This is a genomic window from Streptomyces sp. NPDC054834 (assembly GCF_053611185.1).
On sequence record NZ_JBSGZV010000008.1, the window covers coordinates 106591 to 127528 of the forward strand.

The 20938-nt window shown below is 71.0% G+C and carries 12 protein-coding genes; 4 read left to right on the forward strand and 8 right to left on the reverse strand.

Features of this window, described 5'->3' with window-relative positions:
- Nucleotides 1-36: 36 nt before the first annotated feature.
- The gene (locus ACWGJM_RS13700; protein ID WP_453411859.1) at nt 37-717 is read right to left on the reverse strand and encodes a response regulator transcription factor; all 681 of its coding nucleotides are present in this window, start codon (nt 715-717) and stop codon (nt 37-39) included.
- Nucleotides 718-849: 132 nt separating this feature from the next.
- On the opposite strand from ACWGJM_RS13700, the gene ACWGJM_RS13705 reads away from it, so the two are divergent.
- Nucleotides 850-1749: a DUF3152 domain-containing protein gene (locus tag ACWGJM_RS13705; protein ID WP_453411860.1), complete on the forward strand. Its 900-nt coding sequence runs from the start codon at nt 850-852 to the stop codon at nt 1747-1749.
- A 296-nt stretch (nt 1750-2045) separates the two neighbouring features.
- On the forward strand, nt 2046-2966 hold the full coding sequence (locus ACWGJM_RS13710; RefSeq protein ID WP_453411861.1) for a hypothetical protein: 921 nt from the start codon (nt 2046-2048) through the stop codon (nt 2964-2966).
- An 84-nt stretch (nt 2967-3050) separates the two neighbouring features.
- Here ACWGJM_RS13710 and ACWGJM_RS13715 read toward each other — a convergent pair whose 3' ends face one another.
- Nucleotides 3051-3908, reverse strand: a complete 858-nt coding sequence (locus tag ACWGJM_RS13715; protein WP_453411862.1) for an intradiol ring-cleavage dioxygenase — start codon at nt 3906-3908, stop codon at nt 3051-3053.
- A 193-nt stretch (nt 3909-4101) separates the two neighbouring features.
- Between ACWGJM_RS13715 and ACWGJM_RS13720 the strand changes: the two genes are divergently transcribed.
- Nucleotides 4102-4755: a maleylpyruvate isomerase N-terminal domain-containing protein gene (locus ACWGJM_RS13720; protein ID WP_453411863.1), complete on the forward strand. Its 654-nt coding sequence runs from the start codon at nt 4102-4104 to the stop codon at nt 4753-4755.
- Nucleotides 4756-4784: 29 nt separating this feature from the next.
- Here the strand turns inward: ACWGJM_RS13720 and ACWGJM_RS13725 are convergent, their stop codons facing one another.
- The gene (locus tag ACWGJM_RS13725; protein ID WP_453411864.1) at nt 4785-5120 is read right to left on the reverse strand and encodes a hypothetical protein; all 336 of its coding nucleotides are present in this window, start codon (nt 5118-5120) and stop codon (nt 4785-4787) included.
- Nucleotides 5121-5383: 263 nt separating this feature from the next.
- Between ACWGJM_RS13725 and ACWGJM_RS13730 the strand changes: the two genes are divergently transcribed.
- Nucleotides 5384-7564: an MMPL family transporter gene (locus ACWGJM_RS13730; RefSeq protein WP_453411865.1), complete on the forward strand. Its 2181-nt coding sequence runs from the start codon at nt 5384-5386 to the stop codon at nt 7562-7564.
- A gap of 81 nt (nt 7565-7645) precedes the next feature.
- Here ACWGJM_RS13730 and ACWGJM_RS13735 read toward each other — a convergent pair whose 3' ends face one another.
- The 5 genes from ACWGJM_RS13735 to ACWGJM_RS13755 all read right to left on the reverse strand — a co-directional run bounded on the left by ACWGJM_RS13735 (nt 7646) and on the right by ACWGJM_RS13755 (nt 20861).
- Nucleotides 7646-15712, reverse strand: coding sequence for a type I polyketide synthase (locus ACWGJM_RS13735; RefSeq protein WP_453411866.1), 8067 nt, complete (start codon nt 15710-15712; stop codon nt 7646-7648).
- A 361-nt stretch (nt 15713-16073) separates the two neighbouring features.
- Nucleotides 16074-17540 (reverse strand): glycoside hydrolase family 43 protein, encoded by a 1467-nt coding sequence (locus ACWGJM_RS13740; protein WP_453411867.1) that lies wholly within the window; start codon nt 17538-17540, stop codon nt 16074-16076.
- Between the two features lie 90 nt (nt 17541-17630).
- Complete coding sequence (locus ACWGJM_RS13745; protein WP_453411868.1) at nt 17631-18575, reverse strand: carbohydrate ABC transporter permease; 945 nt, start codon at nt 18573-18575, stop codon at nt 17631-17633.
- 1 nt (nt 18576) lies between these two features.
- Nucleotides 18577-19482, reverse strand: coding sequence for a carbohydrate ABC transporter permease (locus ACWGJM_RS13750; protein WP_453411869.1), 906 nt, complete (start codon nt 19480-19482; stop codon nt 18577-18579).
- A gap of 35 nt (nt 19483-19517) precedes the next feature.
- A complete protein-coding gene (locus ACWGJM_RS13755) occupies nt 19518-20861 on the reverse strand; it encodes an extracellular solute-binding protein (RefSeq protein WP_453411870.1) in 1344 nt (447 codons plus the stop codon).
- Between the last annotated feature and the right edge of the window lie 77 nt (nt 20862-20938).

Here is a 20938-nt window from a genome sequence, read left to right on the forward strand (position 1 = left end):
CGAGCAGCCTTCGTGTGAGGGGTTTGGGCGGAGGAGTCACAGGGAGGCGAACCGGTAACCGAAACCGCGCACGGTCTCTATGTAGCGGGGCTCGCCCATCTTGGCGCGCAGCCGTTTGACGCAGGCGTCCACCAGACGCGCATCCCCGTGATAGCTGTGTTCCCAGACCGCTTCGAGGAGTTGCTGCCGACTGAACACCTGGCCGGGCGAGGCGGACAGGAGCAGCAGGAGCCGCAGCTCGGACGGGGCGAGCGCGACGGGCGCACCCCGCAGGGCGACCGAGAAACCGGCCCGGTCGACGGTCAGGTCCCCGTAGGTGTCGAGCTTCGGCAGACCGCCGCCGGCGGGTACCGCTGCCGCCCGGCGCAGCACGGCACGGATGCGCGCTTCCAGCACCCGGGCCTGCACGGGCTTGACCACGTAGTCGTCGGCCCCGGCCTCCAGTCCGACGACGATGTCCTCGTCGTCGCCCCGCGCCGTCGCCATGATGATCGGCAGCGTCTGGTCGAGGGCGCGCATCGCACGGCACACGTCCAGACCGGGCATGCCGGGCAGCATCAGGTCCAGCACCACGACGTCCGGCCGGAAGGACCGCAGGACCTTCAGCCCCTCTTCCCCCGTGTCGGCTGCGGCGACCTCGTGGCCCTGACGGCGCAGCGCGAGGGCCACGCCCTCCCGCACGGCCCGGTCGTCTTCGATCAGCAGAACGCGTGGCATGCGCTCAGTATCCCTACGAGCTCCGGCAGTCCGTTACCGGATGATCACATGAGCCAACCCCCGGCTGCCTGTTACTTTTTCGTTATCGTTCGGGCCAGATTCGATCACATCGCGATCACAATCTGAACAACCATGACCGCGCACAAAACAACTCCCTCCCGCACCCGTCGCCGTCGAAACGGCAGCGCGCACGCCTCCGCGCGCGGGCCGAAGGCGCCGCTGTGGGGAGGACTGGCGGCCCTGACCCTCTTCGGCGCCGCCGGTCTCGCGGCCGTGGGCTGGGCTTCTACAGGCGCGACCGGCACCCACGCGGACGCCCACGCCGACGCCGACGCCCGCGCCGACATTCGCGACGCGCCCACCCGGCACGCGAGAGCCGGCTCCAAGCCCACCCGGCCGACCCCGAGTGTCAAGTCTTCGCCGAGCCCGTCGGCCAGTTCGTCCGCCCCTCCCTACCGGCAGGACATCCCGGCCACGGGGCCCGGCACGTTCACCACCGCACCCGGCGGAAGCGCCGCGGTCGGCAAGGGAAAGGTCCTGCGCTACCGGGTCGACGTGGAGAACGGCCTCGACCTGTCCGCCGCGGACGCGGCCAAGGAGGTGGAGCGCATCCTCGCCGACCGGCGCGGCTGGACCGCCGACGGCCACTCGGCGTTCCAGCGGGTGTCCGGCGGCACCACCGACTTCGCCGTACGGATAGCGACACCCGGGACCGTGGACAAGATCTGCGGTCGGTACGGGCTCGACACCGGCGGCACGGTCAACTGCGACGTCGGCCGCGACGTGATGGTCAACCTCAGACGATGGCTGCTCGCCACACCCGTCTACGCCAAGGACGTCACCGCCTACCGCGCCCTGATCATCAACCACGAGGTGGGTCACTTCCTCGGCCACGGCCACGCCGGCTGCCCGGGCGCGGGGCGGCCGGCCCCCGTGATGATGCAACAGATCAAGGGCATGCACGGCTGCGTGCCCAACGTATGGCCGTACGACGAGCGGGGACGGTACGTCACCGGACCCGCGGTTCCCTGAGCGGCCACCGCGGGTGGGGGCGTCGTCATGACGGCGTTCCTTCCAGTCCGGGGACTGCAAGGGTTTACGCAGTACGAGTGAATGAGACGGCTTTTCCGTTCGGCGCCGCTGGTAGATCTTTTACGGTCTCTGCTTGGATCCGGCGGCCGCAGAGGAGGTCCTGCGGGCGGGGGGCCGGTTGAGAGGCGCACCGGATGGTGGGGTTGGGCAAGTCGCCGGACACGCTCGAGGGACGGACGGGCCGCTGCCGTGGGACCGGGACGAGGGCCTGGGGCGCGGTCGGTGTGGTGTGTCTCATGGGAACGGTGCTGGCTGTCAGCGGGTGGTGGGCGGCCGGAGGTCTGGCGGCAGGGATGGTGGACAACGGGCCGTCCATCGGCTGCTGGGTGTTGACGGCCTCTCTGATGCTCCGTGCCCGGGGTGCGGGCGGCCTGGTCCAAAAACGCCTGCTGCTGTTGGCGGGTTCCGCGGCATCCGGGGGCGTGTACCGGGGCGCGGTCAACGTGCTGTCGGTCCACCCCCAGTCCTGGGGACGGAACGCGCTGAGTTCAGTGGTGGTCACCGGCGTGACGCTGGCGGTCGGACTGGGGATGGCCGGTCTGGTGGTCGCGGCCGATGCCGGTGCGGGCCGGCACGTACTCCTGCGGCGCTTGTTCGACGGGGTGGTCACAGCCGGGCCGGTGTTCATGACGGGATGGGTACTGCTGCGGGAGGCCGGTGACGGCTGGCGGCTGGGGACGGGCATGGTCGGCGTCCTTTGGGCCGCGGAAGTCGTCTTCCTCAGCTTTCTGTTCGCCCTGCGCCGGCTCGTACGCAGCGACCAGCGGGTCACCCTGTGGGTAGGGGCGGTGGGGCTGTCCCTCACGCTGATCGGCGACAGCCTGCGACTGTGGACGATCGGCCCGGACGGTCTCGAGGTGATGTCCTGGCAACTGGTCGACGCCTGCGATACCGGGGGACTGCTGCTGCTCTCCGCCGCCCCCTGGGTGCCCGGCGGGGCGAGCGTCCTGGTCGCTGGTCAGCCGACGTTGCAATTGGGCATAGAGGGCGCCGCCGCGTTCATCCCCCTGACGGTCTGCACGGTCACAGCGCTGGGGTATGCGCTGGCTCCGCTGTCCCGCGACCTGGTGCCGCTGCTGGTCGGCGGGACGGTGATGCTCAGCCTCTGGGCACGCCAGATGTTCCTGTCGAGGGAGAAAGCCGGAAAGGACGACTGAGCCGACGCGACGGCATGACGGCGACGAGCCCCACCGGCATCCTCACCGGGACGGCCCTGCGCGCAGGGCCGTCCCGGTGAAGGGCTACGACGTGCTCACGCCGACGGTGAGGGTCGCCTTGTAGCCGTCGGAGACGCTGTCGCCGAGTGCGGTCAGCGTCAGCAGGCCGGAGGAGGCGCCGTCGTCGTCGTAGACGGTGTCGTCGTCGAGTCGCGTCTCCTTGGTGGTGTTGTCCGAGTACGGGGACGTCGCCTGGACCTCGCTGTTGATGTCCGGGTCGAAGAACAGCTGCCCGGTGTGGATGAGCTCCCCGCCGGTGTACGAGTCGTCGGTGAGCGTCACGTCCGTGTGGACCCGCATGTGGACGTGGACGGCGCGGGAGACGTAGTGCCCGGGCCAGATGGAGGTGATGTTCACCTGCCCGTCGGAGTCGGTCATCTGGCCGCCCCGGAGGAAGGTGCCGTTGTCGTCTTCCGTGTGGCCGTTGCCGCCGACGAAACCGGAGTACTCGCCGAGGGAGTCGCAGTGCCAGATCTCGACCAGGGCGTCCGCCAGCGGGGAACAGTCGTTGGCGGTGTCGACGACGGTGAAGGTGTACTGAACCTCGACGCCTTCCTTGTCCTCGCGGATGTCCTCCCGGACCAGGGCGCCTGAGAGGGAGTACGGGCCCTCGGTGACCTCGGCGGTGAGGGTGCAGACGCCCGCGGAGGCCGAACTGGTGGCGGTCGTGGTGGCGGAGGCGTCGGTCTCCGCCGTGCTGGTGTCGGTGCTGGCCGAGGCGAACCCGGCGGCCGCCAGTCCACCGGCTACGGCGATACCGCCGCCGCCGATGAGGACGCGCCGTCGCTGTACGCCCTTGCCCCGTCGATGCCGGGCGGGCTGGGAGGAGTCGGAGAGCTCTGGTCCAGGTGACCGCGGTGTTGCGGAGGCGTTGTCTGTCATGGGCACGAACGTAGAGACGCACCTGAAGGAAGCATGAGAAACGCGCTGTGAGCAGGCTGGGGACATAGCCCCCAACTGCTTTGTAACTTCAGCAAGTTGGGGCGCACTCCGCGTGTCCCGGTCCTGGCTCGCGGGTTCACGGAAGGGGATGAAATGGGTCGCACACGGCGGCTGGCGCTGCTAGCTTGCCGCAGTGGATCTCTTCTCACGGTCTTGGACGGCGTTGCGCACGGCGGTTGCCGAACTCCCGGACGAGGACTTCGAGCAGCCGTCCGGCTGCGCGGGCTGGCTCGTACGTGACCTCGTGTGCCACCTGATCATCGACGCGCAGGACATCCTGATCACCCTCGTCACCCCGACGGACGCGGAACCGACCGTCAACGCGGTGACCTACTGGAACGTCGTCGAAGCCCCGACCGGGGACGACCCGCTCGACGCGCTGATCGTCCGCCTCGCCGCCGCGTACGAAGAGCCGCGGCTGCTCAAGTTCCACCTCGACGACGTCGGCTCCGCCGCCGGACGCGCCGCCCAACTCGCCGACCGCACCGCGCGGGTCAGCACCCAGGACCAGGTCCTCACCGTGGGCGACTACCTCTCCGCATACGTCATGGAATGGACGCTGCACCACCTCGACCTGACCGCCCGGCTCCCGAGCGTCGCGGGGCCGCCCGCCGAAGGCCTGTCCCGTTCCCGTGCGATGCTGGAAGAGATCGCCGGGTCCGCGTTCCCCAAGTCGTTCTCCGACGAGGACGCGCTGCTGATCGGCACCGGACGCCGGGCAGCGGCCCCCGCGGAAATCGGGGAACTGGGTCAGCTGGCCGCGAAGTTGCCGCTCGCCCTCGGCTGAGGGGTACAGGTGGACCGCGCGGCACGGCATCACTCGGGATGGGCCACTGCCGCCTTCTGCAGTTGCACCGCCGCCAGCAGGCTCAGCATCGGCTCCGCCTTGCGCAGCGCCTTCACCGCCGCGACCGAGGCGATGTCCCCCGTGAAGCCGACGGCGGTCAGCCGGGAGCGGACCCATCGGGCGCGCAACTGGTCCTCGCTCGCGGCGGCGGTGGACTCGACGAGTGCGGCGGCGCGTTCCAGACCCGGGCGCTCCTCGGGCGATGCATCGGCCAGCGCCTGACGCAGGGCCGCCGCGACCACGTTCGCGTCCCGGATGAGCAGCACGAAGTTGTGTTTCTTGTTCAGTCCCGCGATTCCTGTCATGCGGATCATCGTGACCGTCGAGTGCCACGCTCGCCAAGCGACTTGAGGAGTCTCAGAGGTGGACGGCCATCTCCACGGTCGCCTCGAAATTCTCTGGCAGGCTATGTCGCGGCCTGATGGAATGATCTTGCGTCCGGTCACTACGATCGGAGCTCAAGACAACCGTTCGACCGGCCCGATGCTGGATGCCGGTCGGGGTCGCCGATGCCAGGGTCCGCTCCCCGGGCTGCGGTGATCTTCCTGTTCCAGGAGGACCCTCCCGCATGTTCCGACGTATTGGCAACACTGTCGTCCGACATCCTGTCTGGACGATCGTTGCATGGCTGATCGCGGCGGTTGCGATCGTCGCCACCGCTCCAAGCCTGCCCTCGAACAGCGACGAGAGCAGTTTCCTGCCCAAGAGTTACGAATCCATCAAAGCGGCGGACCTTCAGCAGAAGGCGTTCCCCAGCGCCTTCACTCCGTCCGCGATCGCGCTGTACCAGCGCACCGACGGCGGCAAGCTGACCGCCGCCGACCAGAAGGACGTCGCCCGGATCACCACCGAACTGGGCAAGAAGCACATCGACCAGGTGCAGAAGGTCGTCCCCGGCCAGCCGTCCAAGGACGGCAGGTACGCCATGACCCTGGTCCAGATGGACAGCAAGAACGCCGGCCAGCCCAAGCAGGCCGACGCGGCCAAGGTCCTGCGCGACGACGCGAAACGACTGGCCAAGGGAACGCAGCTCGACGTCAAGCTCGGCGGCTCCGCCGCGCAGGCGCTCGACCAGCAGGATTCGTCCAAGCGCGGCCAGGCGCTGATCGGCATCGGCACCTTCGCCATCATCCTGGTGACCCTGCTGATCATCTTCCGGGCGCCGATCCTGGCCCTGCTGCCCCTGATCCTGATCGGCCTGGTGTCCGCCATCGCCAACGGGCTGATCGCGTACGCCACCAAGTTGTTCGATCTTCAGGCCAACAGTTCAATCTCGTCGATCCTGATCGTCGTGCTCTTCGGCGTGGGTACGGACTACTTCCTCTTCCTGATATTCCGTTACCGCGAACGCCTGCGCGCCGGCGACGAGCCCAAGGAGGCCATGATCAACGCGGTCGCCCGAGTCGGCGAGGCCATCGCCTCGGCCGCCGGGGCGGTCATCATCGCCTTCCTCGCGCTGGTCCTGTCCACGCTGGGCTTCCTCAAGCAGATGGGCCCGGCGCTGGCGATCGCGGTCAGCGTCACTCTGATCGCGGGCCTGACCCTGATCCCGGCCGTGGTCTCGCTCATCGGACCGAAGGTCTTCTGGCCCTCGAAGTCCTGGCGGCAGGAGCCGGACAACGCCCGTTTCGCCGCCCTCGGCCGTGCCGTGCAGCGCCGCCCGGTGCTGACCGCCACGGCATCCGGCCTCGTCCTGCTCGTGCTGTCGCTGGGTACGCTCGGATTCAACGCCACGTTCGACCTTGCGTCGGGGTCCATGCCCAAGACCAAGGAGTCCATGGTCGTCCAGGACGAGATGCAGAAGGCGTACTCGGCGGGTGCCGCGGCGCCCACCGACGTCTATCTGTCCAGTGCCGACGGCAAGCCGCTGGACAAGACCGCCTTCGACGCGTACGCGAAGAAGCTCGGTGCCGTGGACGGCGTCGCGAGCGCCCGTATGGCCCAGGTCAACAAGGACGGCACCACGGCGGACTTCACCGTCACGCTCAAGTACGAGGCCTCGACGGACAAGGCGATCGATGCCGTCGGCAGGGTGCGCGACGTCGCGCACTCCGACGCCCCTGACGGCACCGAAGCCGTCGTCGGCGGAATGTCCTCCATCTACAAGGACATCGACACCGCGGTCAACCACGACTACCGGACGGTCTTCCCCGTAGCCGCCGTCCTCATCATGGTCATCCTCGGGCTGCTGCTGCGCAGCGTGGTCGCCCCCTGGTACCTGATCGCCTCCGTGGGTCTTGGCTTCGGTGCCACCCTGGGTGCCACCGTGTGGATCTTCCAGGAGGGACAGGGACACTCGGGTCTGATGTTCATGCTCCCGGTGATCATGTATCTGTTCGTGGTCGCCATCGGCACCGACTACAACATCCTCATGATCGCCCGGCTCCGCGAGGAGGCACGGGAAGGCCGAGAACCGCGTGAGGCGGCCGGCATGGCGCTGCGGCATGCCGGGCCGACCGTGGCCGCGGCCGGCTTCATCCTGGCGGCGACCTTCGCCACGATGATGCTGGCGGGCAACTCGCTGCTCACGGAGATGGGTTTCGCCGTCTCCTTCGGCATCGCGGTCGCCGCCTTCGTCATGGCGATGTTCTTCACTCCGAGCCTCACCGCGCTCATCGGCCACGCGGCGTGGTGGCCGGGGCACGGGGACCGCGCCGAGGAAGGGGCCTCCGGATCCATCGGTTCCGGACGGGATTCCGACGAAGACCGGGACGAGACCGCCCACGATCCGTCGGTGCGCCGCAGCTAGGAACGTCACCGGCGCGCGTGCCGGAATCGCGGGCGCCTGCGGTCCCACACGGGACCGCAGGCGCCCGCGGTGCGTGGAAGGTCAGGACTGGGCGACGAGCCAGTCGTGGACGGCGACAGCGGTCGTGGCGGCGTGGTCCTCCAGGACGGTGAAATGGTCACCGGGCACGGTGACTTCGGTGTGCGGCAGGCCCCACGGCGAGGGCGGCTCCGTGCCGGGCAGCCCGTCCCTCGCCCGGACGAAGAGCGTGGGAGCCGACACGGCGGCCGGTGCCCAGCCGGAGTAGAGCTCCAGGTATCCGGCCATCGCGGTGAGCCGGTCGGTGTCGGCGGAGGCGAACTGTGCCGCCCTGTCGAGCATTCCGGCTGTCATCGCGGTGAGAGCGGGCCCGTCGTCGCTGCCGGACGGATAGGTGTCGATCAGGACGACGGCGGCCGGGCCGGCACCCGCGCGTTCCAGGTGTTCGGCCACGGCGTGCGCCACCCAGCCGCCGGCCGAGCGGCCCAACAGGGCGAACCGCTCGCCGTCCGCGCAGGCGAGAACAGCGGCGGCCTGTGCGGCCACGAAGGCGTCCAGCGTGGCCGGCAGCGGTTCGCGCGGCAGGAATCCCGGATGCGGCAGTACCGAGACCGGCCGCAGTCCCTGGAGGTCCCGGCCGAAGCGTGAGTACTCATGCGGTCCGGAGAGCGCGCTGAGCGCCGGGAAGCAGATCAGCCGGGGTCCGGCGCCCTCGGCCGAGAGCGTGACGGCCCTGGGCGGTGCCCCGAGGGCCTCGGCGCTGTCGAAGCCCCTCCGCAAGCGGGAGGCGATCGTCAGCAGCGCCATGCCGTCCCACGTCCTGCCGGCGGCGCACGCGGCACGGAAGAGCGCGGACAGGGAGTCGGAGGGGTTGCCGTTCCCCGTCGGCGCCTCCTGCGGCACGCCTGCCGCTGCCGCGTGGGCCTGGGACCATCGTTCCTCGAGGTGGGTGGCGACCGCACGAGGCGTGGGGAAGTCGAACAGCAGGGTGGACGGCAGAGACAGTCCCGTCACTGTCTCGAGGCGGTTGCGCAGTTCGACCGCCGCCAGCGAGTCGAGGCCCAGTTCGGTCAGAGTACGGTCCGCGTCGATCGCGGACGGCCCCGCGCTGTGGCCGAGCACAGCGGCCGCTTCGGTGCGTACCGCCGTCAGCAGCAGGGATCCGTGTTCGTCCGCGGGTGCGGCGGCCAGCCGTCGGTGCAGCGAACCACGATCATCGGGTGCGGCGGGTGCGGCGGGTGCGGCGGGGTCCCGGCGGGCGGGCGTCCGGCCCGGTACGCGCGACAGAGGCGCACCCGCCCCGCCCGTGGCGACGGAGGATGCCGGGTCCAGGCGGGCTGCCACGAGCACCGCCTCGCGGCTGTCGACGGCGGTGTCGAAGAGGGCGAGGCCCTCCTCGGTGCTCAGCGGGATGAAACCGGAACGGGCGATCCGGCGCAGATCCACGCTGTTCAGGTGGGCGGTCATACCGTCGCTCTGCTGCCAGGGTCCCCACGCGAGAGAGGTGCCGGCGAGGCCGAGGCTCCTGCGGTGCTGTGCCAGAGCGTCCAGGGTGGAGTTCGCCGCCGCGTAGTTGCCCTGGCCACCGGAGCCGAACACCCCGGCCACCGAGGAGAACAGGGCGAAGACCGCCAGGTCGTGCTTCCTGGTCAGCTCGTGCAGTGCGAGGGCCGCGTCCACCTTCGGCCGCAGCACGCGCGCCAGTCGGTCCGGGGTGAGCGCGAGGATCACTCCGTCGTCCAGGACACCCGCGGTGTGCACCACGCCGGTCAGCGGATGCGCCTCCGGCACAGCGGCCAGCAGAGCGGCGAGCGCGGCGCGGTCGGCGACGTCGCACGCCGCCACCGTCACCTGGGCGCCCAGTTCGGTGAGTTCGGCACAGAGTTCGGTGTTTCCCGGGGCCTCGGCGCCGCGTCGTCCCGCGAGCAGCAGGTGCCGCACACCGTGCCTGACGACGAGGTGGCGCGCGAGCGCCCTGCCCAGCGAACCCGAGCCCCCGGTGATCAGGACGGTGCCGTCGGGGTTCAGCCGACGGCCGTGGCCCGCACCCGTCACCGTACCGGCGGCGCGGACCAGCCTCGGAACGTACGCGACTCCCCGGCGCACGGCCGTCTGCGGCTCCATGCTCGCCACCACCTGCGCCAACGCTCGCAGGGAAAGGGCGTGTTCGTCCACGTCGACGAGTGCGAAGCGGCCCGGATGCTCCGTCTGCGCCGAGCGGACCAGCCCCCACACCGGTGCGTGGGCGACAGCGGAGATGTCCGCATGCGGCCGTTCGGCGACCCTGATGCCGGCCGCCCCAGAGGTGACGATGACCAGGCGCGAGCCCGTAAGCCGGTCCTCGGCGAGCCAGTCCTGCACGAGCCGCAGCGCCCAGGCGGCCGTACGGTGTGCGGCAGCGGCCGGGTCGGCGTCATCCGCGACCTCGGCGAGGGGCGGACACGGGGCGAGGACGACGGCCGGTGCGGCGGCGCTCGCCGCGGCCAGGTCCGCGTACCGCGTCGTCGTGACGCCGGAGGGGACGAGAGCGTCGAGCAGCCGTGGATCGGCGTCGCCGAGCACGCCCCATGCGGACGGTCCGAGCGGCGCGGCGGCGGAGGAGTCCGCCGGCCGTGTCCAGTCGACCCGGAACAGGGAGTCTCCGTGCACGCCGGCGGTGCTCACCTGTTCGCGCGGAAGCGGCCGCAGAGCCAGGGAACGGACTGTGGCGAAAGGCCTCCCGGTGTCGTCGCTCAGCTCCAGTCCCGCCCGGTTCGCCGCCCCGGGTGACATACGCACCCGCAGCCGGCGGGCACCGGAGGCGTGCACGCGCACACCGCTCCAGGCGAACGGCAGCGACACCGCCCGGCCGGTGCCGTCGTCGGGCGTGGCCCCGCCGAGCATCATGGTGTGCAGCGCCGCGTCCAGCAGGGCCGGATGCACGGCGAACCGGGTGGCGTCGGCGTCCCCCTCTGCCGGCAACACGACCTCCGCGAGGACATCGTCGCCGAGGCGCCAGGCGGCTCGCAGCCCCTGGAACACCGGGCCGTAGCCCAGCCCGCCGCGCGCGAGACGCTCGTAGAAGCCGCCGTCGCCGTCCTGCTCGGGCCCGCCGTCGAGCGGCAGCGGTACGGCGCCCGCCGGAGGCCAGTCGGGCAGCACGGCCGGTGCGGTGGACCCGCCGCCCTCGGGCGTGCCCGACGGCTCTTCACAAGCCAGGAAACCGGAGGCGTGGCGGCGCCACGGCCCGTCGGACGCGGGCAGGTGCGGCCGAGAGTGGAAGACCACGGCCCGCCGCCCGTCACCGTCCGGTCCCGACACCTTCACCTGCAACTCGACGGTCTCGGTGGTGGGCAACGGCAGCGGTGCCGTGAGGGTCAGCTCGTCCAGGACCTCGGCTCCCACCAGGCCCCCGGCGTGCAGGGCCAGCTCGACGAACGCCGTCGCGGGCAGGAGCACCGTGCCCAGCACCGCGTGGTCGGCCAGCCAGGGCTGGTCGCGCAGCGAGAGCCGTCCGCTCAGCAGTAGGCCGTCGTCGTCCGCCGTGGACGTGGCGGACCGCAGGAACGGATGGAGTCCGGCGCCCGGTGACGTCGCGGAGTCCGCTCGTCGGTCGGCGTCCAGCCAGTACCGCCCGCGCTGGAACGCGTACGTGGGCAGTGTCGTCCGCCGTGCGCCGCGTCCGGCGAACACCTCCCGCCAGTCGACGCCCACGCCGTGGGCGTGCAGCGCGGCCACCGTGGTGAGCAGCGCCTCCGCCTCGGGACGGGAGCCGCGCAGGGTGGGGACGACCAGGGGTGCCGGCGTGTCGGGGAGACAGTCCTGTGCCAAGGCCGACAGCACACCGTCGGGGCCGAGTTCCACGTAGCGTGTCGCGCCCCGTTCCCGCAGATGGCGCATCGAGTCGGCGAAGCGGACCGGGCGTCGTACGTGATCCACCCAGTGCTCCGGCGAGCTCACCTCCTCGTCCGTGACGGCCCGGCCGGCCACGGCGGTCACGAGGGGCAGGCGCGGAGGGGAGTAGGTGAGTCCCCGGGCCACTTCGGCGAAGTCGGCGAGCATGGGGTCCATGTGCGGGGAGTGGAACGCGTGGCTCACCCGCAACCTCGACGTCTCGCGGCCTCGTTCCCGCCAGTGCGCGGCGATGTCCAGCACGGCAGCCTCGTCCCCCGAGACGACCACGGAGGAGGGGCCGTTGACGGCCGCGATGTCCACCTCCTGCTCCCGGCCGGCGAGGGCGAGGAACTCGACCATCTCGCTCTCGCCGGCCCGCACGGCGACCATGGCCCCTCCGGCGGGCAGCGCACCCATCAGCCGGCCCCGTGCCGCCACCAAGGTGCAGGCGTCCGAGAGGGTCAGCACCCCCGCGACGTGCGCCGCCGCCACCTCGCCGACCGAGTGCCCCGCCACCATGTCCGGACGCACGCCCCAGGACTCCAGCAGCCGGAACAGGGCGACTTCCAGGGCGAAGAGCGCCGGCTGCGCGAACCGGGTCGTGTGCAGACCGGCGCCCGCCTCCGAGCCGTCCGGCGCGAACACCACGTCCCGCAGCGGCCGGGGCAGGAGCGGGTCCAACAGCGCGCACGTCTCGTCGAAGGAACGGGCGTAGGCGGGGTGGGCGTCGTACAGTTCCCGCCCCATACCGGCCCGTTGGCTGCCCTGACCGGTGAACAGGAAGACGACGGGGCCCTTCTGGCGGGGCCCGCCGGTGACAACTCCCGGTCGCTGCTGCCCTTCGGCCACCGCCTTGAGGGAGGCGAGCAGTTCTTCGCGGTCCCCGGCCACCACCACCGCGCGGTGCTCGAAGGCGGCGCGGGTCGTGGCGAGGGAGAATCCGGTGTCCAGCAGGCTCGTTCCGGGCTGCGCGGCCACCGTGGCATGCAGGCGCGCGGCTTGGGCGCGGAGACCCGCGGCGCTTCTGGCCGAGACCGGGAACGGCACGGCTGCCGCCGGGGCCGAGGACGCGGAGGCGCCGTCCTCGGAGGTTGCCGCGGCGGACGGCTCCGGCGCGGGGGCTTGCTCGAGTATCACGTGGGCGTTCGTCCCGCTGATCCCGAAGGAGGACACGCCCGCCCGGCGCCGCCGGCCGGTGCGTGGCCATGGCACCGGCCGGGTCAGCAGCGACACCGCCCCCGACGACCAGTCCACCCTCGGTGTCGGCTCGTCGGCGTGCAGGGTGCGGGGCAGCTCACCGTGTGCCATCGCCTGGACCATCTTCATCACGCTCGCCATGCCCGCGGCGGCCTGCGTGTGACCGATGTTGGACTTGACGGAGCCCAGCAACAGCGGGCGCTCCCGGCGTCCGTCCTGCCCGTAGGCGGCGAGGAAGGCCTCCGCCTCGATGACGTCGCCGAGCCGGGTGCCGGTGCCGTGTGCCTCGACCGCGTCGATCTCCTCGGGCCGCAGTCGCGCGTCGGCCAGCGCCTGCCGGATCACCCGCTGCTGAGCCGGCCCGTGCGGGGCCGTCAGGCCGTTGCTCGCACCGTCCTGGTTGACGGCCGAGCCGCGCACCACGGCGAGTACGGGATATCCCGCACGCCGTGCCTCCGACAGCCGGGTCACCAGCAGCATGCCGGCGCCTTCGCCCCACGCGGTGCCGTCGGCGCCCGCACCGAACGCCTTGCAGCGGCCGTCGGGAGCGAGCGCGCGCTGTCTGCTGAACTCGACGAAGGAACCGGGCCCTGACATCACCGTGACGCCTCCGACGAGGGCGAGGGAGCACTCGCCGCTCCTGAGAGCCTGGGCCGCCAGATGCAGGGCCACCAAGGACGACGAGCACGCGGTGTCGACGGTGATGGCGGGCCCTTCGAGACCGAAGGTGTAGGCGATACGGCCGGAGGCGACGCTTCCCGCGTTGCCGATGCCGAGGTACCCCTCGATGTGCTCAGGCGTGACCGCGAGACGGCCTGCGTAGTCGCTGTACATGACCCCGGCGTACACACCCGTCGCCGTTCCGCGCAGGGCGGCTGGATCGACCCCGGCCCGCTCGAAGACCTCCCAGGCGACCTCCAGCAGCAGCCGGTGCTGCGGATCCATCGCCAGCGCCTCACGGGGCGAGATACCGAAGAACTCGGGGTCGAAGCGGTCCACACCGGACAGGAAGCCGCCTTCACGTACGTACGTCCGTCCGGCCCGCCCGGGATCCGGGTCGAACAGCCCCTCCAGGCCCCAGCCCCGGTCGGCGGGGAACGGGGTGATCGCGTCGACGCCGTCGGCGACCAGCCGCCACAACTCCTCGGGGGACTCCACACCACCGGGGAAGCGGCACGCCATCCCGACGATCACGACAGGGTCGTCGGCGCTGTCGGCCTCTCCGGGGCTCGTGTGCGTGGTGCCCGTCAACTCCCCGGTCAGCCGGGCCCGGAGATGAGCGGCCATCTCGGCCGCGGTCGGAAAGTCGAAGGCGACCGCTTCGGACAGGGCGAGGCCGGTCGCCGTCGACAGCCGTCCGCGCAGGACCGTCGACGACAACGAGTCCAGGCCCAGATCCCGGAAGGCGGTCCCCGGCTCCACCTCGTCGGCACCGCAGCCGAGTACGGCGGCGGCCTCCGCGCGGACCAGAGCCAGCAGATCCGCCGTCGTGGGCCCGGCCTGCGGAGCGGTCTCCGCCTCCAGGAGCCGCGCGGGCCCGTCGGCGAGCGCGTACCGCTTGGGCTTTCCCGAGGCCGTGCGCGGGACAGCGATCACCTCGTACAGGTCGGCGGGGACCTTGTACGGGGCGAGACGCGCCCGGCAGGCGGCGAGGATCCGTCTCCGGTCGAGCCCGCCGGCCCGCTCGGGGACCAGATAGGCGACCGGCACTTCACCGAGCACGTCGTGGGGACGGCCGGTCACCGCGGCGTCCGCGATCTCCGGCAGATCCAGCAGTGCCGCCTCCACCTCGGACGGGTGGATGTTCTCCCCACCCCGGATGATCAGCTCGCTGACCCGGCCCGTGATGGTGATCTCGCCGGAGGCATCGATCCGGGCGAGGTCACCGGTGCGGTACCACCCGTCGCGCAGAACCTCTGCGGTGTCCTCCGGCCGGTTGTGATAGCCGGCCATGACACCGGAGCCGCTGATCCACAACTCGCCCTCACCAATGGGCTCGCCGTCGCTGCCGCCCCCGACCCGGGCCCTGAGGCCCGGCACCACACGGCCGCACGAGCCGGGCGTCCGGTGGGCGCCCGGCGCCGTCATGGTGGCGGGCCCCGTCTCGGTGGCGCCGTAGTGTTCGAGGAACGGCACGCGGCAGATCTCCTCGAAGGACCGCTGGAAAGCGGGTGTGACCGCGGCACCCCCGCTGACGCAGCCACGCAGCGCGGGCGCCCTCAGCCCCTCGCCGCGAACGGCGTCGAGAAGCTTCGCGTACGTCGTCGGCACACCGGCGAGCAGCGTGTACGGGTCGTCCGTCCGCCGCAGTTCGCCGAGCACGTCGGCCACCGAGAACCGCGGCAGGATCCGGGCGCCCGCTCCGGTCGCGGTCACCCCGATGACGCACATCAGCTGGCTCATGGCGTGATGGAGGGGAAGCGGCCACAGCAGACGGTCGTCGGCCGACAGCCCGAGGACGCCGACGATGCCCGACGCGACCGACCACAGACGGCTGCGCTGGGTCGACAGCACACCCTTGGGCGTGCCGGTCGACCCGCTGGTGTAGAGCAGCCAGGCCACCTCGTCGAGTCCGAGGTCGTCCGGCGCGGGCACGCGAGGCTCGATGGCGGCCAATTCCTCGTAACCGGCCGAGCGGTCCGTTCCGGTGCCGTCCACCGGCACGACGGTCACCTGAGGGCGCTCGGCCAGCAGGTGCCGCAGCCGGACCGACTGCTCCCGGTCGGCGAAGACCACCCGGGCAGCGCTGTCGTCCAGCATGTGCGCCAACTCCCCGTCGGAGCTCCGAGGATCGATCGGCACGCCGACCGCACCCGCCCTCAGGACGGCGAGGAGGCACTCGACCACCTCGACGCGATTGCCGAGCAGAACCGCGACGCGCTCGCCGTGCCGCAGACCGAGTCCGGCCAGATGACCCGCCAGCCGTCCGGTCCTGAGCTCCAACTCCGCGTACGTCACGCTGGTACGGGAATCCTGGAACGCGATCTTGTCACCGAAGTGCCGGGCGTTCTCCCGAAGCAGTTCCGGAAGCGGTCTGATGAGGTCTGTGCGTGCCGTCACGTGGTTGCGCTCTTCCTTTGGGCAGGGGGAGTTGATGGTGCCACGCCGCCGCCGCACAACTCGCCCGCGCCACGGCTTCCGCCCTGCCCGGTGTCAGCCGGCGCGGCCGAGCAGTACCTGGACGGTGCCGCCGACCGCGCGCTCGCCCGCCGTGTCCGAGGGGTTGTTGAGGAGCACGCCGTGGACGGCCATCGCGGTGGAGCCGCCGCCGTCGAGGCGAATGATCCCAACGGGCGAGTGGTGCCGCAGCGGCGCGCACCGGTGACGACTCGGGTAACAGTAGGAGAATTGCCGCGGTGTGGGAGCGGGGTGCGGCCGTCTGCCACGGGAGGCCCGGCCGTCCCTCCGCTCCCACGAACCGTCACTGGGTGTAGACCTCCGCCCGGTCCACGCTCACGAACGCCGCCTGCGACGCGGCGTCGCGCTCGCCGGTCACCCGCACGCGCAGGGTATGGCGGCCGTACGGCAGTCGCGGGCTGATGTACTGAACGGTCTCGCCGGTGCGGATGGCGCCGTAGAAGTCGATGCGCTGCTCGGCGCCTCCGTCGACGCTCAGGGCCGCGATCCCGTTACCGGTGTCCCGCACGGACAGCAGGGCGATGCGGGTTCCGGTGAAGGTGAACGTCGCCGTGTTCCCGGCCTGGTCGTTCCAGTGGTCGTCGCCCCAGAAGCACTGGGTGCCGCAGCCGGTGCCGGAGTTCCACGCGCCGGTGTACGTCACCGTGCCGTCGCCGCTCGAACGGCCGTCGTCGTTGATCCAGTACGTGCCGGAACCCGGGTCGCCCGAGGGCAGGTCCTGCGTGGCGCCCATGGCGAGCGGGGTGCCGAGGTTCGGGCTGCCGTCCGCGTTCCACGTGATCTTCTGGGCGCGGGTGGTGCGGTTCGTGTAGGTGAACGTCGAGGTCGTCTTGGCGTGGTAGACGATCCAGTCCTCCGTGCCGTCGGGCGAGCGGAAGAAGGCGTGGTGGCCGGGGCCGTAGACGCCGTGGTCGTCGGCGCGGGAGAAGACCGGGCCGGAGTGCTGCTCCCAGTTGGCGGCCACCAGCGGGTCGGCGCCGTCGGGCAGGGACATCATCCAGACCTGGTAGTCGGGCTTGCCCGTGTCGCAGGTCGAATACGTCATCCACGTACGGCCGTTGCGGCTGAGGAACTCCGGCCCCTCGCGGACCTCGGGGCAGCCGCCGGCGGCGTCGATCGCGACGGAGTCGCCCGAGACGGTGTAGGGGTTCGACAGGGGCGCGATGTTGATGCCGTTGTGCTGGTACTGGTTGATGCCGGCGTACGCGAGGTAGAGACGCCCGTTGTGCTGGAAGACGCCGGGGTCGATCGCGAAGTCGGAGGCGTGGTTGGGCGGGGCGAGCTTCGCCTTGAAGTGGTAGGGGCCCGCCGGGTCGTCGCGGTCCGACTCCAGTACGTAGATGCGGTGGTGGTCGTCGACGCCGTCGTCGGCGGTGTAGTAGAGGTACCAGCGGTTGCCGAAGCGGTAGAACTCAGGGGCCCAGATGTCACGGTTGCGTGAGGTGTCGGTGTCCGTCCACACGGTGACGGGGTCGGCGGTCAGCAGCGTGCCCAGGGAGGGCGAACGCCACATGCGGATGCTGTCGCCCTGCGTCGTGGTCAGGTAGTAGGACCCGTTCCAGTACGTCATGTAGGGGTCCGGGCCGATGTTGAGCGGATTGCGGAAGGTGCGCGTCGCGGCCACGGTATTGGCCGGTTTGTGTGGCTTGGTCGGTTTGGCGTTGGCCGGCGGCGCGGCGACGAGACCGAGCAGGACGACCAGGAGTGAGAGAAGAGCTGTGAGGGGTGTGATGCGCGTTCCGGCGCGCATGGGCGTCTCCTTTACCTTGTTGTGGGGCCAAGTCGTTGTGGGGCCGCGTCGTTGTGGGGCAGGGCGCGGGACGAGAGTGCCCCGGCGTTCTCACTGGCCGCCCAGGCCGGTCGTCGCCACGGATTTCACGATGTGCCGCTGGAAGAACACGAAGACCACGACGAGCGGGAGGGCGGCCAGCGCGGCGGAGGCCATCGTCTGGGCGTACTGGATCCCGTAGGCGTCCTTCACCGACGTGATGCCGACCGGCAGAGTCATCAGCGCGGGATCGGAGGTCGAGACGAACGGCCACAGGAAGTTGTTCCACGCTCCGATGAACACGAAGATCGACACGGCCGCCAGCATCGGCCGGGACAGCGGCAGCAGCACCGACCAGAAGATCCGCCAGTGCCCGGCGCCGTCGATACGGGCCGCCTCCTCCAACTCGTGGGGCAGCGAGTCGAAGTGCTTCTTCAGGATGAACACCATCACAGGCGCCACGGTCTGCGGCAGGATCACCGCCGCGTAGGTGTCGAGCAGGTGAAGGGTGAGCATCTGCCGGAACCACGGCACGATCAGCAGCTGCGGCGGCACCAGCACGGCGGCCACGGAGAGCGTGAACAGCAGCCGGCGGCCGGCGAACCGGGTGCGGGAGAAGGCGTATCCGGCCATCGCGGACACCAGTACGGTGATCACGGAGACTGCCGCCGAGATCAGCAGGCTGTTGAGCATCCACAACGGCAGGTCGCCGCGTTCCCACACGGTGCTGAAGCCGTGCAGGGTGAAGCCGTGCCGGGGCCAGAACCAGTGCGCCGGATCGCTGGCGTCCGCCTCCGACTTGAACGCGGTCAGCAGGGCCCACGCCATGGGCAGCAGCCACACCACGGCGAGGAGCGCGAGTGCGGCGAGCGCGAGCACACGGGTGAGGCGGCTGTCGCCGAGGGTGAGGTTCGTACGTCCGCGCGGAGCGCTTCGGTGAGCTCTCAGCTCTCTTGTACGGCCGGGCGTTCCCGGCGCCGGTGCGGTCGTGCGGACGGGTAGTTCGGTGGAGGTCATGTCACTTCTCCCGGCGGCGGAGGGCGGCGTACTGGACGGCGGAGGCGATCAGGACGAGGGCGAAGAAGATGTAGCTGATCGCCGAGGCGTAACCGAGCCGGTAGCCGGTGAAGCCGACGTCGTAGACGTACTCGACGACCGGGCGCGTCGAGCCGTTCGGGCCGCCCTTGGTGAGCAGGTACACCTGGTCGAAGACCTTCAGTGAGGCCAGGACCTGAAGCACCGTGATCACGACCGTGATGCGGGACAGCTGGGGGAGCGTGATGGACCACAGGCGCCGCCAGGCACCCGCGCCGTCGATGGCGGCGGCCTCGTAGAGGTGGTCCGGGATGGACTGCAACGCGGCCAGGTAGAGCAGGAAGTTGAAGCCGGCCGTCCACCACAGCGTGGTCAGGGCGATGGCCCACATGGCGACCGACTCGTCGCTGAGCCAGGCGATCTGATCCAGGCCGAGGACGTCGAGGAGATGGTTGTACAGGCCGAGGTCCGGTTGGTAGAGCCAGAGCCACAGCAGGCTGACGACACCGACGGGCAGCAGATAGGGGGCGAAGAAGGCCAGCCGCCACACCCACTGGCCGGGCAGACCGGTGTGCACGAGCAGGGCCAGGCCGAGCGCGACCACGACCAGCGGCACGGTCGAGATCAGGGTGAACCACACCGTGTGGCCGAGCGAACGCCACATCTCGGCGTCCTTGAAGGCCTCGGTGAAGTTGTCGACGCCGACGAAGCTCGGGTCGTGGGCCGACAGCGAGGTGTCGGTCAGGCTCATCCACAGGCCCTCACCCAGCGGCCAGAGCATGAACACGGCGAACAGGGCGAGGAAGGGGAGGGCGAACAGCAGGCCGGGCGGGATCAGCCGGCGCACGGACGGGACCCCGGGGCGGGGAGCGGCTTGGGGAGAGGACATCGTTGTGCCTCCTGCGCGGGTGGTACGCGGCCGGATCAGGCCGGGCTGGGCTTGGAAAGGAAGGTGTTCAGGCGCCGCACCATGGCGCGCGCCGCACGATCGGGGGCGAGGCCGTCGAGGAGGGCCTGCTGGAGCACCTGGGACATGGCGTTCTGGAAGTCCGAACCGGCGCCGGCGAACCACACCGCGGGGTCGAGGACGACATGGTCCTGGGCCGGGGCGTAGTGGGACTGGGGCTGAAGGCGTGCGTAGGCGCGGGTGCGGGTGACGGGCCCGTAGGCGGGAATGTGCCCGGCGGTGGCCCAGATCTGGCCCGCCTTGAGCAGGGCGGCGACCGCCCGGTGCGTACGGCGGCGGCGCTCGGGGTCCGGGTCGGGGTGGCGGGGGAGCACGAAGGAGTGCGAGTCGGCGTACACGGCCGGGGTGCCGAAGACCGTGGGGAAGGGCGCCGCGCTCACGTTCTTGTCCGCGGCGCGGAAGGTGCCGAGCTCCCACTCGCCCGACAGGATCATCGCCGTCTGCCGGTTGGCGAAGGCGGCGATGGCTGCGGCGTAGTCGAGCCGCTTGGGGTTGACCTGGCCGTCGACCAGCTTGGCCATGAACGCGATGACCTCGGCCATGCGGTCCTCGTCGACCTCCGCGGGTCCGCCCTCGGGCAGCCGGAAGGTGCCGCCGGTCTGCCGGTACAGGCCGTAGAACAGCCGCCAGCCCTGGGCGGAGTCGGTGACGTAGCCGAAGGCGATGCCCTGCTTGCCGGAGGCCTTGGCGAGTTCCCGGCCGGCGGACAGGAACTTGTGAGGGGAGGAGAACGCGTCGGCGTCCAGACTGCCGTCCTTGGTCAACAGCCCTGCCTTGGCGGCCGGTTCGGGGTGGAAGAAGACGATGAAGGGGTGGGTGTCGAGCGGGATGGCGTACGTGTGTCCCTGGTACTGGGTGCGTGACCAGACCGCGTCGGTGAAGTCGTCGCGGCCGACGCCGTACTCGGCCAGCACGTCCAGGTCCCACGGGTCGAGCAGCCCGGTGGGCGCGTAACCGGCCAGCCGGGACATGTGGGCCACGGCGACATCGGGGCCGCGGCCGCCGGCGGAGGCCATGGCGAGCTTGGTGTAGTACGGCGTACCCCACTCCAGGACGGTGCGCTCGATGCGCGTGCCCGGCATGTCGGGGCGCGCTTGGCGCACCATGTCGTTGAGCAGGCCGCCGTCGGCGCCGCTGAACAGGTCCCACAGGCGCACGGTCGAGCTGTCGGCGGCCTGCGCGGACCCGCAGCCGCTGAGCGCTCCGGCGCCGAGGAGTGCGGCCCCGGAGGCGAGCGCGGTGCCAAGCACGCGGCGTCGGGTCAGGTCGGGGGGACCGACCGGGACGGGTATGCCGGTCATGGGGGCTCCTTTCCACGGGCGACGGTGCGTCGAGAGAGAGGACTCTCGGGTACCGTCGCCACACGGATCGTTCTTAC

Bases quoted from the DNA above. Each gene is read 5' to 3' on its own strand.
- ACWGJM_RS13750 (WP_453411869.1), bottom strand. From the start codon at position 19,482: ATGTCCTCTCCCCAAGCCGCTCCCCGCCCCGGGGTCCCGTCCGTGCGC.
- ACWGJM_RS13730 (WP_453411865.1), top strand. From the start codon at position 5,384: ATGTTCCGACGTATTGGCAACACTGTCGTCCGACATCCTGTCTGGACG.
- ACWGJM_RS13715 (WP_453411862.1), bottom strand. From the start codon at position 3,908: ATGACAGACAACGCCTCCGCAACACCGCGGTCACCTGGACCAGAGCTC.
- ACWGJM_RS13725 (WP_453411864.1), bottom strand. From the start codon at position 5,120: ATGACAGGAATCGCGGGACTGAACAAGAAACACAACTTCGTGCTGCTC.
- ACWGJM_RS13755 (WP_453411870.1), bottom strand. From the start codon at position 20,861: ATGACCGGCATACCCGTCCCGGTCGGTCCCCCCGACCTGACCCGACGC.
- ACWGJM_RS13745 (WP_453411868.1), bottom strand. From the start codon at position 18,575: ATGACCTCCACCGAACTACCCGTCCGCACGACCGCACCGGCGCCGGGA.
- ACWGJM_RS13740 (WP_453411867.1), bottom strand. From the start codon at position 17,540: ATGCGCGCCGGAACGCGCATCACACCCCTCACAGCTCTTCTCTCACTC.
- ACWGJM_RS13705 (WP_453411860.1), top strand. From the start codon at position 850: ATGACCGCGCACAAAACAACTCCCTCCCGCACCCGTCGCCGTCGAAAC.
- ACWGJM_RS13700 (WP_453411859.1), bottom strand. From the start codon at position 717: ATGCCACGCGTTCTGCTGATCGAAGACGACCGGGCCGTGCGGGAGGGC.
- ACWGJM_RS13710 (WP_453411861.1), top strand. From the start codon at position 2,046: ATGGGAACGGTGCTGGCTGTCAGCGGGTGGTGGGCGGCCGGAGGTCTG.